Source organism: Gulosibacter chungangensis, assembly GCF_008831155.1.
In the GTDB taxonomy this organism is placed as follows: Bacteria; Actinomycetota; Actinomycetes; order Actinomycetales; family Microbacteriaceae; genus Gulosibacter; species Gulosibacter chungangensis.
Genome location: NZ_WBKB01000003.1, coordinates 148,514 through 162,288 on the forward strand (window position 1 = coordinate 148,514; position 13,775 = coordinate 162,288).

Genomic DNA, 13,775 nt, shown 5'->3' on the forward strand with positions numbered 1-13,775 from the left:
CAAATTGACCTGCGACAAGCATTCGGGCGCGGCTAGTCTTGGGTGCGTATCCTGGCGGCATGTCCGATGTAATTGCCAGTGCAGTCAGCCAATTCTCTCCGACGCTCGATCGCGAGGAGAATCTCGCTACGCTTCGTGCCCATGCCGCCATGGCGGTCGAGCGGGGCGCGAAGCTTCTTGTGGCGCCCGAATACGCTTCGGCGTTTGCCAAAGAGCAGGGTGATTGGATGCACGAGCACGCTGAGCCACTCGATGGGCCATTCCTCAGCGGGGTCGCGCAAATCGCTCGGGACTTGGGCATCGCGATCATTGCCAGCCTGCTCGAAACGGCGGAAGACGGGACGACCAAGCCCTTCAATACGGTCTTTGCGGTATCGGTGGCTGGTGAGCTGCTCGGCAGTTACCGCAAGGTGCATCTCTATGACGCCTTTGGTGCGGGGGAGAGCCAGTGGCTTTCCGCGGGGGATGCAGCTGCTGCGCCGGTCGTGGTCGAGATCGAAGGATTTCAAGTGGGCCTGCAGACGTGCTATGACCTTCGGTTCCCGGAGGTGAGCCGCCGGCTGATCGACGCCGGCGCGGAGATTCTCGCGATTCCGGCTGAGTGGGTGCGAGGTCCGCTAAAGGAATTTCACTGGCTCACGCTGCTGCAGGCACGCGCGATTGAGAACACGGTATACGTGATTGGCGCGGATCAGGCTCCACCGGTGGCGGTTGGCCGCTCGGCGATCATCGACCCTCGCGGTGTGGCGCTGGCGCAACTCGGCAGCGAGGCTGGCATCGCCGTAGCGTGGCTCGAGCGAGACACCCTCGAGCAGACCCGAAAGCAGAACCCGGCGCTTGCGCTTCGACGCTACGGCGGGGCAGAAGTCATCCCTGCGAGTGAGTGAGATCCACGGCCAGGCGAGAGGAAACGTCGTGAGTCCTTGCTAGCGTATTCGGAATGAGTACTGAGGCTGAGTGGAAGCACGAGCAAGACACTGACACGACCTCGCAGGAGAGCGCGATGACCTCGAAGCACGATGAAACGGTCTCACCTGCCGTTGACGCGGAGGAACAAGGGGACGACGTTGCGCTGCGCTTGAACGGCCTCACGAAGCGCTTTGGCCGCACGACGGCCGTGGAGGACATCAGCTACACGGTGCAGCGGGGCTCTTTTTCAAGCATCGTTGGCCCAAACGGCGCCGGAAAGACGACGACACTGTCGATGATTTCGGGGCTGCTCCCGCCCTCTTCGGGAAGTGTGGAGGTACTCGGTGATGATGTCTGGCGTGACCGGCAGGCCGCTCAGCAGCGCATCGGTACCCTGCCGGACCGGTTGCGGATGTTCGAGCAGCTCACCGGGGCCCAATACCTTTCCTATGTGGGCTCGATTCGCGGTCTCAAGAAGCAGGAAGTACTCGAACGTACCGAGAACCTGATTGACGCTTTCGACCTGCGTGACAATGTGAACCGTTTGGTGGTCGACTACTCCTCGGGCCTGCGGAAGAAGCTAGGGCTCGCGGCCACCCTCATCCACAACCCCGAGTTGCTGGTTCTCGATGAGCCGCTGGATGCGATTGACCCGGTTTCGGCGAACACGATCGTTGAGGTGCTGGAGACCTTCACCGAACGCGGCGGCACAGTGCTGCTGTCCAGCCACTCGATGGATTTCGTGCAGCGTGTGTGCGATCACATCGCGGTGATCGTCGACGGTCAGCTGATCGCCGAAGGTGACATGGATGAGGTCCGCGGTGAGCTGACCCTGGAGGAACGGTTTCGCCACATCGTGCGCGGGCCGGAAGAGTCGGAGGGCTTGGATTGGCTCGACATCTCGTTTCGCTGAGTTGGCGGAGTATCGCCCAGTCGTTTTCTCGGCGCGGACAGGTGCGCAGCAGTGCCTGGTTAGCGTTGATTCTGCTCGCCGTTGGCGTGGCAATCGTGGTGGCGACGCTGGTGCTGCTCGACGAAGTGCCGTTAGCCACCGACCAATTGCTTCGGGGCCTCCTGGTGGGTGCGTTGGGCATCGGATGCTTTGCGACCGGCGCGATTACGCACGCCGGTGATCCCCTCGATGAGCGCGCGGTTGCGCTGACGGGGAAGTCTGCGGCCTCCGCGACGGTGGGCACGCTGCTGGCGAGTGCTTTTACCCCGGCACCCCTGGTGATTCTTGCGCTGGCGGCGGTGGTTGTCACCATGTCGGTAGAGTCGGCAGTCTCCTGGCTGTCCCTGGTCGCAACCGTATTGATTTGGTTAACCTGGCTGTTCCTTGCGCGGCTCGGGGTACGAGCGGGACGGGGACTGAGCGGCCATCGTTGGGGTCGAGAAGTAGGTCGTCTTGCGGGCTATTGCGTGCTGCTCGTATTTGCACCGCTCGTATACGCGCTCATTTTCTTACCCTGGCGAGAGGCCCTCGAGGTGGGTGGCCAAGCCGTCACCGGTGCGATGGAATGGCTGCCGCCCGCAAGCATGCTGATGATCGGCGCCGCCGAGGATCCGCTCACGCCGGTACTCTCCTCGTTGGCGCTGGTGCTCGTGTTGTTCATCCTCGAGGTGAGCTTCGGGGTGTATGCCGCGCGCCGTGCCATGCGGGACGTCACCCCCGGTGGCAGCACGCGACTTGGGGTATTCCGAAGTGCGGCCGGGTCGGGAACTAGGGCTGTTGCCGCGCGCATCGGCCTGGCCTGGTTACGCGACGGCCGATACGGGGTCGTGCTGTCAACGGTGATTTTGCTGCCCATGTTGTTCGTTATTCCAATTGCGATTGGCGGCCTGCCTCTCGAATGGCTATCGCTATTGCCGGTGCCCGTGTTCGCATTCCTGCTCGGCTGGGCTCTGCACAACGACACCGCCTACGATTCGACCGCGCTCTGGTTGCATGTGACCAGTGGGATGCGCGGCATTGTTGACCGTTTGGGTCGCTCGATCCCGGTGCTGATTTTCGGCACGGTAGTGCTCGTTATCGGCGCGGGGGTAACGACCTGGTTCTCGGGCAGTGGCATTGGCGGCCTGGTGGTCCTCGGTACCGGCCTTGCGTTGCTTGGCAGTTCTGTTGGTGGTTCCGCGATCATGTCAGCTTGGCGACCCTATCCGGTAGCGAGGCCCGGTGATTCTCCCTTCTCGCAGCCGCTGCGCAGTTGGGGAGATGCACTGGTGATGCATCCGCTTGCGGGGTTCATTGAAATCGTCCTCTGCGGCCACGTGATATGGCTTGCCATTACGACAATCACTGCGGGCAGCTGGGCGTTCGCCTGGGCAACTCTGAGCATCGGGGTCGCCACGGGTGCGCTCCTGTGCCTGGTCGGGATGTTCCTCGGTGGCGCGGTCTTCGGGAAGCGGAGTTGGAAACTGTTGGAGTTCGCGCAGAGCTACTAAGCATGCTCACGGCGCAGCGCTACTCGTTTTTCCGTGATGCCTCGTAGACTGGTGGGTATGGCTTCCGACAACCCGACCTTCAGTCCAGACTCGCCCGCGGGTGGCACCGACGTGCTCGATCGCGAGCTCGAGAAGCTCCTCGAAGACGAGCAAATCGATGAGGGCGACCACGATAAGTTCGCCCACTACGTCCGCAAGGAAAAGATCACCGAGTCCGCGATCACCGGCAAACCGGTCCGCGCACTGTGCGGCAAGAAATGGCTCCCGAACTCGAACCCGGACCGCTTTCCGATCTGCCCCGACTGCAAGCGCATTTACGAACGGATGCGCGGCTAGGCGTGAGCGATCTTCTGACGGGCAACGACGACCGATCACCGCGCGAACGCGTACAGCATCAGATCGACCACGACGCCGCGGTGCAGTGGCTTGGCATCGAGTTTCTCGAGGTCACTGAAACCGGCGTCACGGTGCGGATGCCGGTGCGAGATGAAATGCGTAATGGCTTCGGCATCGTGCACGGTGGATTTCCGTATCTGCTTGCCGATACCGCCTTCGCGTTCAGCGGGACCGCATCGGGCACACCGATGGTGACCCATCAGTCCAACACCACATATACCGCTCCCGCCCGAGGTGAATTCCTTGAGGCGACCTCGAGCATCCAACACCGCTACGGTCGCAACGTGATCTGCGAGGTGACCGTGCGAGACGAAGACGGCACTGTCGTGGCGTACTTGTCCATGCACGGTGTCATTTCGAAGAAGGTCGCGAGCACCGATAATTCGAAGCTCGCGAAGTAACCGACCCTGCTAGGCCAGCGAGGTGTTCCCGTGTTCGTCGATGTAGTACGTCGCGAGGGCGGGTTCACCGCGGCCGAGGCGCAGCGCCGTGCGGGGGAGCTCTGCGATCGCTTTGGCGTTGTGCTCCCGGGCGAGCTGCACGCCCTCGGGGCCGATCCACTGGCGGTCCAAGACACCGTCGACGACAAAGTCCACGTAGAGCGGTCGGTCATCCTCGTCACCGACGGGCATGCCACCGACTGAAAGCAGCTCGGCGGAAGCCACGCCATTGTCGCGGCGGCGCACCGGGTACTTCAGCCCGCCCACCGAGTGCTTGCCGGGGGAGGCCTTAGCCACCGGCACCCAGTTCCCTGAGTCATCCTTGCGGGCCACAAGCTTGTAGACCATGCCGGATGCGACGGCGCCAGATCCCGTCACCACGCTGGTACCAACACCGTAGGAATCTACGGGGGAGGCGGCAAGCGCGGCAATCGCGTATTCATCGAGGTCATTGGTGACGGTGATCTTCGTGTTCACGGCGCCGAGGTCGTCAAGCTGATCGCGGACCTCGCGCACCTGCACGGGGAGGTCACCGGAGTCGATGCGTACGCCACCGAGTTCGGTGCCGCCGGCAGCAATCGCATTCCGTACACCCTGCTCAACGTCGTAGGTGTCGACGAGCAGGGTTGTGTCGGTGCCGAGCGCGGCGACCTGCGCCTTGAAGGCTTCCGGTTCGGATTCGTGCAGTAGCGTCCAGGAGTGTGCCGCGGTGCCCATTGTCGGCACTCCCCAGGTCCGGCCCGCCTCAAGGTTCGAGGTTGCCGAGAAACCAGCAATGTACGCGGCGCGGGCGGCGGCTACGGCACTGCGCTCACCGGTGCGGCGCGAGCCCATTTCTGCGAGCGGTCGACCGCCGGCAGCCGAGACCATCCGTGCCGCGGCGGATGCGACAGCCGAGTCGTAGTTGTAGACACTCAGGAAGAGCGTTTCGAGAATGACTCCCTCGGCGAAGGAGGAACGAATCTCGAGCAGCGGTGACTGCGGGAAATACACCTCACCCTCGCGGTAACCGCGGATCGAACCGGAGAATTTGTAGTTCGCGAGCCACTCGATGGTGTTGGGGCTGACGACCTTGTTGTCGCTGAGGAACTGGAGCTCTGCATCCGAGAATCGGAAGTGCTGCAGCAGCTCGAGCGCGCGGCCAATACCGGCGTTCACGCCGTAGCGGCGATCATTTGGCAGTTTCCGGGCAAAGAGCTCGAAGACGCATTCGCGGTCCGCGGTGCCATCGTGCATTGCCGCATCAACCATGGTGAGTTCGTAGTGGTCCGTCAGTAGGGCCGTGGATTCGGTGGTGGCCGGACGGACATTGCTGGTGCGCTTCGCGGGATCCTGCGTCATGGCCACAAGCATAACCAGGCAGGCGGCGTAGGATCTCTAAGCGTGAGTAGTGCACCAATCGGAATTTTTGACTCGGGCGTCGGCGGCCTGACTGTGGCTCGGGAAATCCGTGCCCAGCTGCCGCGCGAATCGATCTCCTATGTTGGCGACACCGCCCATTCTCCCTACGGCCCCAAATCCATCGCGCAGGTGCGGGAATACTCGCTCGAGATCCTCGATGAGCTCGTGGATGAGGGCGTGAAGATGCTCGTGATCGCGTGCAACACCGCTTCGGCGGCCATGCTGCGGGATGCGCGGGAGCGATATAGCGTGCCCGTGGTCGAAGTGATCGTCCCCGCCGTGCGGGCGGCAATGCATTCGACGCAGTCCGGCCGGGTCGGGGTAATCGCGACCGAAGCAACCATCGGCTCGCGCGCCTATCAGGATGCGTTTGCCGCGGCGGTAAACCTCGAACTCACCGCGCAAGCGTGCCCGGCATTTGTGGACTATGTCGAGCGCGGTGACACCACCAGTCCCGAGCTTGTCGCACTCGCGCAGCAGTATCTCGCGCCGTTACAGGAGGCGCAGGTCGATACGGTAGTACTCGGATGCACGCACTACCCCTTTCTTAAGGGTGTGATCGGCTACGTGATGGGCCCGGATGTCACGCTGGTATCCAGTGACGTGGAAACCGCGCAGGACGTGTACCGAACACTGGCAACTGAAGGACTCCTCAACCCCGGGGACACCCCACCCACCTATAGTTATCGGGCCACAGGAGCCAATACCGATGCCTTTGTGACCCTGGCGAACCGATTCCTCGGTTCGGATATTCGCCATGTCGAGCGACTCGTGACCGGTCGCATCCCGCAAATCCGCGGCTAACCGCATCCCTCAACGACCAACCCTCAAACTGCAAGGAGCATTAATGACCAACCGTGCCGATGGACGTGCACTTGATGAACTTCGTCCCGTCACAATCGAACGTGGCTGGAGTGCGCAGGCCGAAGGTTCGGCGCTGATTTCCTTCGGGAACACCAAGGTGTTGTGCACGGCATCCTTCACCCCGGGGGTGCCGCGCTGGCTGACCGGTAAGGGCACCGGTTGGGTCACGGCGGAATACGCCATGCTGCCGCGCGCGACGAATGAGCGCTCGCAGCGCGAAGCCGTCAAAGGCAAAGTGGGTGGCCGCACGCACGAGATTTCTCGGCTGATTGGCCGCTCGCTGCGTGCCGCGATCGACATGAAGGCGCTCGGGGAAAACACGATCGTGCTCGACTGTGACGTGCTGCAGGCCGACGGTGGCACCCGCACGGCGGCGATTACCGGTGCGTTTGTGGCACTTGCTGACTCGATCGAGTGGGCGCGCGGGCAGAAGCACATTACTCGCAAGGCGGAAGTGCTCAAGCACTCGGTGTCTGCGGTTTCGGTGGGCATCATTGATGGTGTGCCGATGCTCGATCTGCCCTATGAAGAAGACGTGCGGGCGGACACCGATATGAACGTCGTGATGACCGGCAACGGGAAGTTCGTTGAGGTGCAGGGCACCGCCGAGCAAGAGCCGTTTGATGGGGCGGAACTCAACGAACTGTTGGCGCTGGCGATCAAGGGCAATGCTGACCTCGCGCGCATCCAGGCGGGGGTGCTGTCCCAGTGAGCCCAGCCAAACGCCGCGTCGTGCTTGCGACCAAAAACGAGCACAAGATTGAAGAGCTCCGGCGCATCCTGAGCCAAAGCCTGCCAACGCTGGAACTGATTGGCTATGACGGTCCCGCGCCGATTGAATCGGGCCTGAGCTTTGCCGAGAACGCGCTGATCAAGGCGCGGGCTGCTGCGATCTACACGGGACTACCGTCGATTGCCGATGACTCGGGAATCTCAGTCAACGTCCTCGGTGGGATGCCCGGAATTTTCTCGGCACGGTGGTCCGGGCCGGATCGCAGCGACGTCGACAACTGGAAGCTGCTGCTGTGGCAGTTGCAGGACGTGCCCGACTATGCTCGCGGTGCGAAGTTCGTCGCCGCCGCGGCTCTCGTCGTGCCGGGGCGGATGGAGGACTCGGTGCTCGGGGAGTGGCCCGGCACGATTCTGCGCGATGCCCGCGGAGAAGGTGGCTTCGGGTATGATCCGATCTTCTGCCCCGACGGTTCGACTCGTTCGGCCGCGGAGATGCTTCCCGAGCAGAAGGATGCGCTAAGTCACCGCCGCCGAGCCTTCGATGCATTGGTTCCCGTCCTAAAATCTTCGCTCGTACTGTAGATGTGCGGGGTTTGACCGCCGTTCTGTTGCGTTTTGCTGCAGAGCGGCGGTTTTCGTAATGGGTCATGCTGAGCGTATTGCCGGGCTTCGTGGCCTACTGTTGGGCCAAGATATCGCTCATTGCAGAGAGGATTCACGGTGACGAACCGCGAACAGCCTTCACAGATTAATCCCATGCTCCAGCGAAACGGTGAATCCGTCACGCTCAATTAGCATCGCCTTGCCGATACCGGGCTCGGTCCCATCACTGCCCGCGATGCGGTCCGGGATGAAACCATGCTCGACGGCAATGCGCGTCTGAACCTCGCAACGTTTGTCACCACCTGGATGGACGACGAGGCCCGCGAGCTTTACACCGACTCCTTCGATAAGAACATGATCGATAAGGACGAGTACCCGCAGACCGCTGCAATCGAGCAGAACTGCCAGCGCATCCTCGCCGATCTCTGGCACGCGCCGGACCCGGACAGTTCTCCCGCGACCTCGACCGTCGGCTCGAGCGAGGCCTGCATGCTCGGCGGGCTCGCGCTCAAACGCCGCTGGCAGCATGCCCGCGAGGCTGCGGGGAAGGACACCGGCCGACCGAACCTTGTGATGTCGAGTGCCGTGCAGGTGTGCTGGGAGAAGTTCTGTAACTACTTTGAGGTCGAACCGCGCTTCGTGCCGGTAAGTGACGAGCATCCCTTCCTGGACGGCTCGCAGCTCGACGAGTTTGTCGATGAAAACACGATCGGTGTCGTCGCGATCATGGGCGTGACCTACACGGGCGCGTATGAGCCGGTGGCTGAGATCTCGGCGGCGCTGGATGCGATCGAAAAGGAACGGGGCTTGGATGTGCCGATTCACGTGGACGGTGCCTCGGGCGGCATGATCGCGCCATTTCTGCAGCCCGAACTGGAATGGGACTTCCGGATTCCGCGGGTCGCGTCGATCAACACTTCAGGGCACAAGTATGGCCTCGTCTACCCGGGCCTGGGTTGGATCGTATGGCGCGATGAGGATGCGCTGCCGGAGTCGATGGTCTTCCGCGTCAGCTACCTCGGTGGTGATATGCCGACGCTCGCGCTGAACTTCTCGCGTCCCGGGGCGCAGGTGCTGCTGCAGTTCTACCTGTTTGTGCGCCTGGGTCGGGAGGGCTACACCCAGGTGCAGCAGGTGAGCCAGGATGTGGCGCTGCACCTGTCGAGCGGGATGGGCGCGATGGATGCGTTTGAACTCGTCAGCGATGGCAGCACGATTCCGGTATTCGCGTGGCGGTTGAAGGGGGATAAGGAGCGGAATTGGACGCTCTACGATCTCTCCGATCGATTGCGGATGCGCGGCTGGCTGGTGCCGGCATATCCGCTGCCGGATAACCTCACCGACCGCACCGTGCAGCGCATCGTGGTGCGTAACGGCCTCTCGATGGACCTCGCAGAGTCGCTGCTGGAAACCATCCGTGAGGAGACGAAGTACCTCGAGTCGCTCACGACACCGTTGCCGGATTCCACCCAGCACGGGTCGTTCAATCACTAGGTGTTCTTCCCAAGGAGGTTGTGTGCAGCGTGGGCAGGTGAAATGAGGTGAGGACCTCCGGTATCGATATGGGTAACCACACCTACTCGATTCCACGGAGGTCCTCGTGTCCCACATTACCCATGCCAACGCCAAGCTCACCCCTGCGGGCAGGCTTGCAATGGTCCAAGCGGTTGTCATTGACGGATGGACCCAAGCACGCGTCGCCGAACGGTTCCAAGTCGCTCGCGGCACGGTCTCGAAATGGGTAGCCCGGTACCGCACCGGCGGTGAGACTGCGCTGCAGGATCACTCTTCACGCCCGCATCGGTCACCAAACCAGACGCCGGTACGCACCGAACGGCGGATCATCGGGCTCCGGGTGAACCGTCGATGGGGGCCGCACCGGATCGCGTACCACCTGCACTTGCCACAATCGACCGTCTCGAAAGTGCTGGCTCGCTATCACGTGCCGCTGCTGGCACATATCGATCTGAACACCGGAGTGCGTGTACGCAAGCCCAAACCGGTGCGGTACGAACACGAGCATCCGGGCGATCTGGTGCATGTCGATGTGAAGAAACTGGGCCGGATCCCCGATGGTGGCGGCTGGCGTACCCTGGGCCGGGAACAGGGCAACAAGAAGCGCAGCGGTGCCGGCTATTCGTATCTGCATTCCGCGATCGATGACCACTCCAGAGTGGCTTACTCCGAGATCCTTGACGATAAGCGCAAACACACCGCTGCCGGGTTCTGGAAACGCGCGAACGCCTACTTCAACAGCCTCGGGATCAGCGTGAAACGAGTGCTGACCGACAACGGTTCCTGCTACCGGTCACACGTGTTCAACAACGCGCTCGGTGAACGGGTGAAACACAAGTACACCCGCCCGTATCGACCGCAAACTAACGGGAAGATCGAACGGTTCCACCGCACCCTCGCGTTCGAATGGGCCTACACCCGTCACTACGATTCCGACGCGGCCAGAGCTGCTACCTATCAGGCATGGATCCACAACTATAATCACCACCGACCCCATACCGCTCTCGGAGGTAAATCACCCATCGACCGTGTCCACAACGTCAATGGGAAGAACAGCTAGGCGACCGCACCACGCGGACCTTTCGCACCCACCCTTGTCGCGGCCACATCCCGTTCCAGCAACTCGATGACCTCCTGGATTGCGGCATGGTGTGCCTGCGCGATCAGCGCTTGGGTTCCTCCGTCGGCGACGGCCCACAGGGTTGAGACGGATTTCGGGACGGAGAACGTGAGATCGAAACCAGCGACAGGCGCACCAGTCGGCTTCGCCGCTTCCTCGCCCTCGATCAACCCGACCTGCGTCGCGCGCTCGTCAGCAGAGAGAGCATCGGGGAGGTTCTCGACGCGACGCTGCACGCGCTCCGTAGCGGTGGCGAACTTCCGGTAGGGGCGACCAAGCTGCTCGCCCGTGGTCGGGTCCTGCCCGTGACCCATAAGGCGCCGCAGCTGCTCCTCAGACACAGAATCCCCGCTAGAGAGATCGCCGGAGATCCCTGAAGGCCCGACCCGATCCATGTGCCGGGTGGGGTTCCAGACTCGAGGTATTACCTCGTCAGGGCTGCGGCAGCGTCACGGTCACCATCCCCGGTGACGACAGAGTTCAAAAGATACCGGTACCCGTTACCGGCAGTCATCACCCTGATCGACACAGTCACACTGAGAAGGTGCGCGACGGAATTTTACGGGCCCCTCCTGCACACATTTTGAGTTATTTCAGTCCCGGTGTTGTAGTACTTATATCACGACAAGCGGCTCCGTCGGCGTTGGCGAAAAACGAGGGTAAATACTTGGACAGCTCGTTCGGCATCATCAACAGGATCAGTCAGATGTCTTTCCCTGCTGCGTAAAGATGATTTGTGGAAACACAAAACTGGAACCGGAACAGAAGAGTGCCATAAGCCGCTATCTCTCACTGCCAGTTACTCTTTAAGACTTTACTAAAGTACCGGTCTCCAGATATTTCATACTCACGGAGAGTGATGATTTGAGAACTCTTGACCCGCGCTATGGTTTCCCCTTCAAACCTTGTCCGGCTTCCTTCCCAGCCAACTCATGGAAAGTAACTTCGGTTCGTGGTCGAGCGGACATGCACCAATAGCATTGGGATCCTCACCGAGATCGATGCTTGCATCGCGCTTCTGGATATGCTCGGGCAGCGGGGCAATGTGATCATGCACTCACCTCGGTACCGTTGGGATACTTCGCCGGGCGGCAACACCGATTCCTTGTTTTTTGACAAATTGCAGCGGCAGATCCGAGGGCCCATCGGTAAGGGCAAGTCACTAGTGATCACAATGTGCTCTTTGAACGCGCTAACTATACGAAATGCCAGCGCCCACTTTCGCCAGCACAGGCCCAATGGGGCTTCTGGGTGCTCGCGCATCTTGCGGAGTGACGCGCCAATCTCGGATATTGCAGGGGCAGCGCCCCGCCCTTCAGGGCGCGGGGCGCTGCCCCTGCAGGTGAGTTAAGAGCCCTTGATGGCGATGCGCTTCGGCTTTGCCGTCTCGATTTTTGGAACCGTGACAGTCAGCACTCCGTCGCTCAGTGCAGCCTCCACCTTGTCGGCGTCCACTGCGTCGGGAAGCTGCACCCGGTAACGGAACTGGCCGACTCGACGGGTGCGATGGCGCATCAGACCTTCCCGTTCCTTCTCCTTGAGTTCGCCAGAGACGCTGAGAAGGTTGCCATGCAGTTCGATATCGATATCCTTCTGCTTCACCCCGGGAAGATCAACCTCCACCAGGTAAGCGTCTTCCGTTTCCGAAAGGTCAGCCAGCGGCGACCACCCAGCAGCGGTCTCGTCGAGTTGCCCGAAGGTCGAGTTCATCAACTGCCCCATTTGTGAGTACAGGTTCTCGAACTCCCGAAACGGGTTCCAACGGTCTACAGCGTCACTTGTTCGAAGTACGGGCAGTGCCATGTGTTTTTCCTCCGTTCTTGTCGTTGGTGTCAGTTCTACTGGCTATGAGGCGATAGCCTTGCGCGATCCATCCTTGCCAACCTCGATCTTGCGAGGCTTCGCGGCTTCGGCGACCGGGATTTCGAGCGTCAGTACACCTTCATCGAGGTTGGCCTCGATGCGCTCGGTATCGAGATTGTCCCCAAGCACGAGCTGCCGGGTAAAGAACCCTCGCGGGCGCTCGGAAGAGAGACGCTCGACATCCTCATCCAACGCCGGTCGCTCCGCCTTGATAGTGACGACGTTGCGTTCGACATCTAGCTCGATGCTGTCCTGTTTGACGCCGGGAAGATCGAACTCGACATAAAATTTGTCACCCTTCCGCCACGCATCCATCGGCATTACTGTCGGCTGCTCCGGCGTGCCTGGCCCATTAAAGACTCGCTGGGCCAGCCGATCAAACTCACGGAACGGATCGGTACGCAGGTACATGGTTCTCTCCTTTCACATTCGTCACGATCGCTTGAAGATCTATATCAAACGATGTAGATTTCTTATATCATAATTAGCAAATCAACGCAAACAAATGGAGAATGATGAGTGAATCAACGAGCACCCACTACGGCAAGCCCGTATACACGATCTCTGTCGCGGCAGAGATGCTGGGTATCGGCGCGCAGACGCTTCGCATGTATGAGAGCCGTGGTCTGATCGAGCCAGCCCGAACCTCGGGCGGAACTCGCCGGTACAGCGACGGAGACCTCGAGCGAGTGGGCAGGGTGATGGCATTGCTCAACGCTGGCCTGAATCTTGCCGGTACTGCGATGGTGCTTGAGCTTCAAGATGAGAACGAACGATTGAAAGTCCAAAGGAGGAGATAAGGATGCCAACCGAAAGGCGCAGTGTGAGCAGTGAGATACCGGAAAGTGATCTGGCTGATCAGTCAACTCCGATAGACCCGATTGACACGGATCAGTCGTTTGAAGGTAGCCAAGTCGTTCCAGCCTTGGTCAACGAGGCCGACTGGGTTGACCAGCAGATACCGGTGCCGATCGATGATGCTGAACGGGTGGAGCTATGACGAATTTCCGAATCGAGGAACTTTCCCCCAAGACAATCCTCGCGGTCAATAAAATGTCGCTGAAGCCGGGCCAGGAGGAGTTTCTTGCCCCGGTGAGCTACGGGCTTGCCAGCGCCGTTGTTGATCCGAGAACGTTCTGGCAGCGCGCCGTCCTTGAAGGGGACAGAGTCGTGGCCTTTATTAGCGCCAACTTTGATCCCGAAGCAGTGCGAGAAGAGTTCCGCTCTGTACTGTGGCGAATCAACGTCGAGGCTGACGAGCAAGATCGTGGGATCGGACGGTTCGCAATCGAGCAAATGCTTGATGAGGCCCACCGCCGCGGCTTCGACTACGTGAATGTCATGTATGAACCTGGAGAAACCGGGCCAGAGCCCTTCTTCCAGGCAATGGGCTTCGAACCCATCGGTGAAACGGAATACGGCGAGGTCATCGCTCAAGCCCGACTCACCCCATACCAGCCCCAGCGCATTCTATGAAAGGAGACACCATG

15 protein-coding genes and 1 pseudogene are annotated in these 13,775 nt (G+C 60.9%); 12 read left to right on the plus strand and 4 right to left on the minus strand.

What is annotated here, in order from left to right:
• Nucleotides 1-59 precede the first annotated feature (59 nt).
• The 5 genes from F8O05_RS06275 to F8O05_RS06295 are packed head-to-tail and all read left to right on the plus strand — an operon-like array spanning nucleotide 60 to nucleotide 4,148.
• Nucleotides 60-887 (plus strand): carbon-nitrogen hydrolase family protein, encoded by an 828-nt coding sequence (locus F8O05_RS06275; protein ID WP_158051907.1) that lies wholly within the window; start codon nucleotides 60-62, stop codon nucleotides 885-887.
• Nucleotides 888-940: 53 nt separating this feature from the next.
• Nucleotides 941-1,822, plus strand: a complete 882-nt coding sequence (locus F8O05_RS06280; RefSeq protein WP_158051908.1) for an ABC transporter ATP-binding protein — start codon at nucleotides 941-943, stop codon at nucleotides 1,820-1,822.
• Nucleotides 1,798-3,351, plus strand: a complete 1,554-nt coding sequence (locus F8O05_RS06285) for a hypothetical protein (RefSeq protein WP_158051909.1) — start codon at nucleotides 1,798-1,800, stop codon at nucleotides 3,349-3,351. The genes F8O05_RS06280 and F8O05_RS06285 overlap by 25 nt, the downstream gene beginning before the upstream one ends.
• A gap of 57 nt (nucleotides 3,352-3,408) precedes the next feature.
• Nucleotides 3,409-3,687 (plus strand): DUF3039 domain-containing protein, encoded by a 279-nt coding sequence (locus F8O05_RS06290; protein WP_158051910.1) that lies wholly within the window; start codon nucleotides 3,409-3,411, stop codon nucleotides 3,685-3,687.
• Nucleotides 3,688-3,689: 2 nt separating this feature from the next.
• Complete coding sequence (locus F8O05_RS06295) at nucleotides 3,690-4,148, plus strand: PaaI family thioesterase (protein WP_192497058.1); 459 nt, start codon at nucleotides 3,690-3,692, stop codon at nucleotides 4,146-4,148.
• A gap of 9 nt (nucleotides 4,149-4,157) precedes the next feature.
• Here F8O05_RS06295 and F8O05_RS06300 read toward each other — a convergent pair whose 3' ends face one another.
• Nucleotides 4,158-5,528: a nicotinate phosphoribosyltransferase gene (locus tag F8O05_RS06300; protein WP_158051912.1), complete on the minus strand. Its 1,371-nt coding sequence runs from the start codon at nucleotides 5,526-5,528 to the stop codon at nucleotides 4,158-4,160.
• 42 nt (nucleotides 5,529-5,570) lie between these two features.
• Between F8O05_RS06300 and murI the strand changes: the two genes are divergently transcribed.
• The 5 genes and pseudogenes from murI (at nucleotide 5,571) to F8O05_RS06325 (ending at nucleotide 10,362) form a co-directional block, all read left to right on the plus strand.
• On the plus strand, nucleotides 5,571-6,392 hold the full coding sequence (murI, locus tag F8O05_RS06305; protein WP_158051913.1) for a glutamate racemase: 822 nt from the start codon (nucleotides 5,571-5,573) through the stop codon (nucleotides 6,390-6,392).
• A gap of 43 nt (nucleotides 6,393-6,435) precedes the next feature.
• Nucleotides 6,436-7,164, plus strand: coding sequence for a ribonuclease PH (gene rph, locus F8O05_RS06310; protein WP_158051914.1), 729 nt, complete (start codon nucleotides 6,436-6,438; stop codon nucleotides 7,162-7,164).
• The gene (locus F8O05_RS06315) at nucleotides 7,161-7,766 is read left to right on the plus strand and encodes a non-canonical purine NTP pyrophosphatase (RefSeq protein WP_158051915.1); all 606 of its coding nucleotides are present in this window, start codon (nucleotides 7,161-7,163) and stop codon (nucleotides 7,764-7,766) included. The genes rph and F8O05_RS06315 overlap by 4 nt, the downstream gene beginning before the upstream one ends.
• Before the next feature lie 174 nt (nucleotides 7,767-7,940).
• Nucleotides 7,941-9,281 (plus strand): annotated as a pseudogene (locus F8O05_RS06320) (glutamate decarboxylase).
• Between the two features lie 115 nt (nucleotides 9,282-9,396).
• A complete protein-coding gene (locus F8O05_RS06325) occupies nucleotides 9,397-10,362 on the plus strand; it encodes an IS481 family transposase (RefSeq protein WP_158052090.1) in 966 nt (321 codons plus the stop codon).
• Here F8O05_RS06325 and F8O05_RS06330 read toward each other — a convergent pair.
• The 3 genes from F8O05_RS06330 to F8O05_RS06340 all read right to left on the minus strand — a co-directional run bounded on the left by F8O05_RS06330 (nucleotide 10,359) and on the right by F8O05_RS06340 (nucleotide 12,696).
• The gene (locus F8O05_RS06330; RefSeq protein ID WP_263970271.1) at nucleotides 10,359-10,763 is read right to left on the minus strand and encodes a relaxase domain-containing protein; all 405 of its coding nucleotides are present in this window, start codon (nucleotides 10,761-10,763) and stop codon (nucleotides 10,359-10,361) included. The two genes, F8O05_RS06325 and F8O05_RS06330, sit on opposite strands and share 4 nt — an antisense overlap.
• A gap of 1,006 nt (nucleotides 10,764-11,769) precedes the next feature.
• The gene (locus F8O05_RS06335) at nucleotides 11,770-12,225 is read right to left on the minus strand and encodes an Hsp20/alpha crystallin family protein (protein ID WP_158051917.1); all 456 of its coding nucleotides are present in this window, start codon (nucleotides 12,223-12,225) and stop codon (nucleotides 11,770-11,772) included.
• A 42-nt stretch (nucleotides 12,226-12,267) separates the two neighbouring features.
• Complete coding sequence (locus tag F8O05_RS06340; protein ID WP_158051918.1) at nucleotides 12,268-12,696, minus strand: Hsp20/alpha crystallin family protein; 429 nt, start codon at nucleotides 12,694-12,696, stop codon at nucleotides 12,268-12,270.
• A gap of 104 nt (nucleotides 12,697-12,800) precedes the next feature.
• Between F8O05_RS06340 and F8O05_RS06345 the strand changes: the two genes are divergently transcribed.
• Both F8O05_RS06345 and F8O05_RS06350 read left to right on the plus strand, forming a co-directional pair.
• Nucleotides 12,801-13,085, plus strand: a complete 285-nt coding sequence (locus tag F8O05_RS06345) for a MerR family transcriptional regulator (protein WP_158051919.1) — start codon at nucleotides 12,801-12,803, stop codon at nucleotides 13,083-13,085.
• 196 nt (nucleotides 13,086-13,281) lie between these two features.
• Nucleotides 13,282-13,761, plus strand: a complete 480-nt coding sequence (locus F8O05_RS06350; protein ID WP_158051920.1) for a GNAT family N-acetyltransferase — start codon at nucleotides 13,282-13,284, stop codon at nucleotides 13,759-13,761.
• Nucleotides 13,762-13,775: the final 14 nt, after the last annotated feature.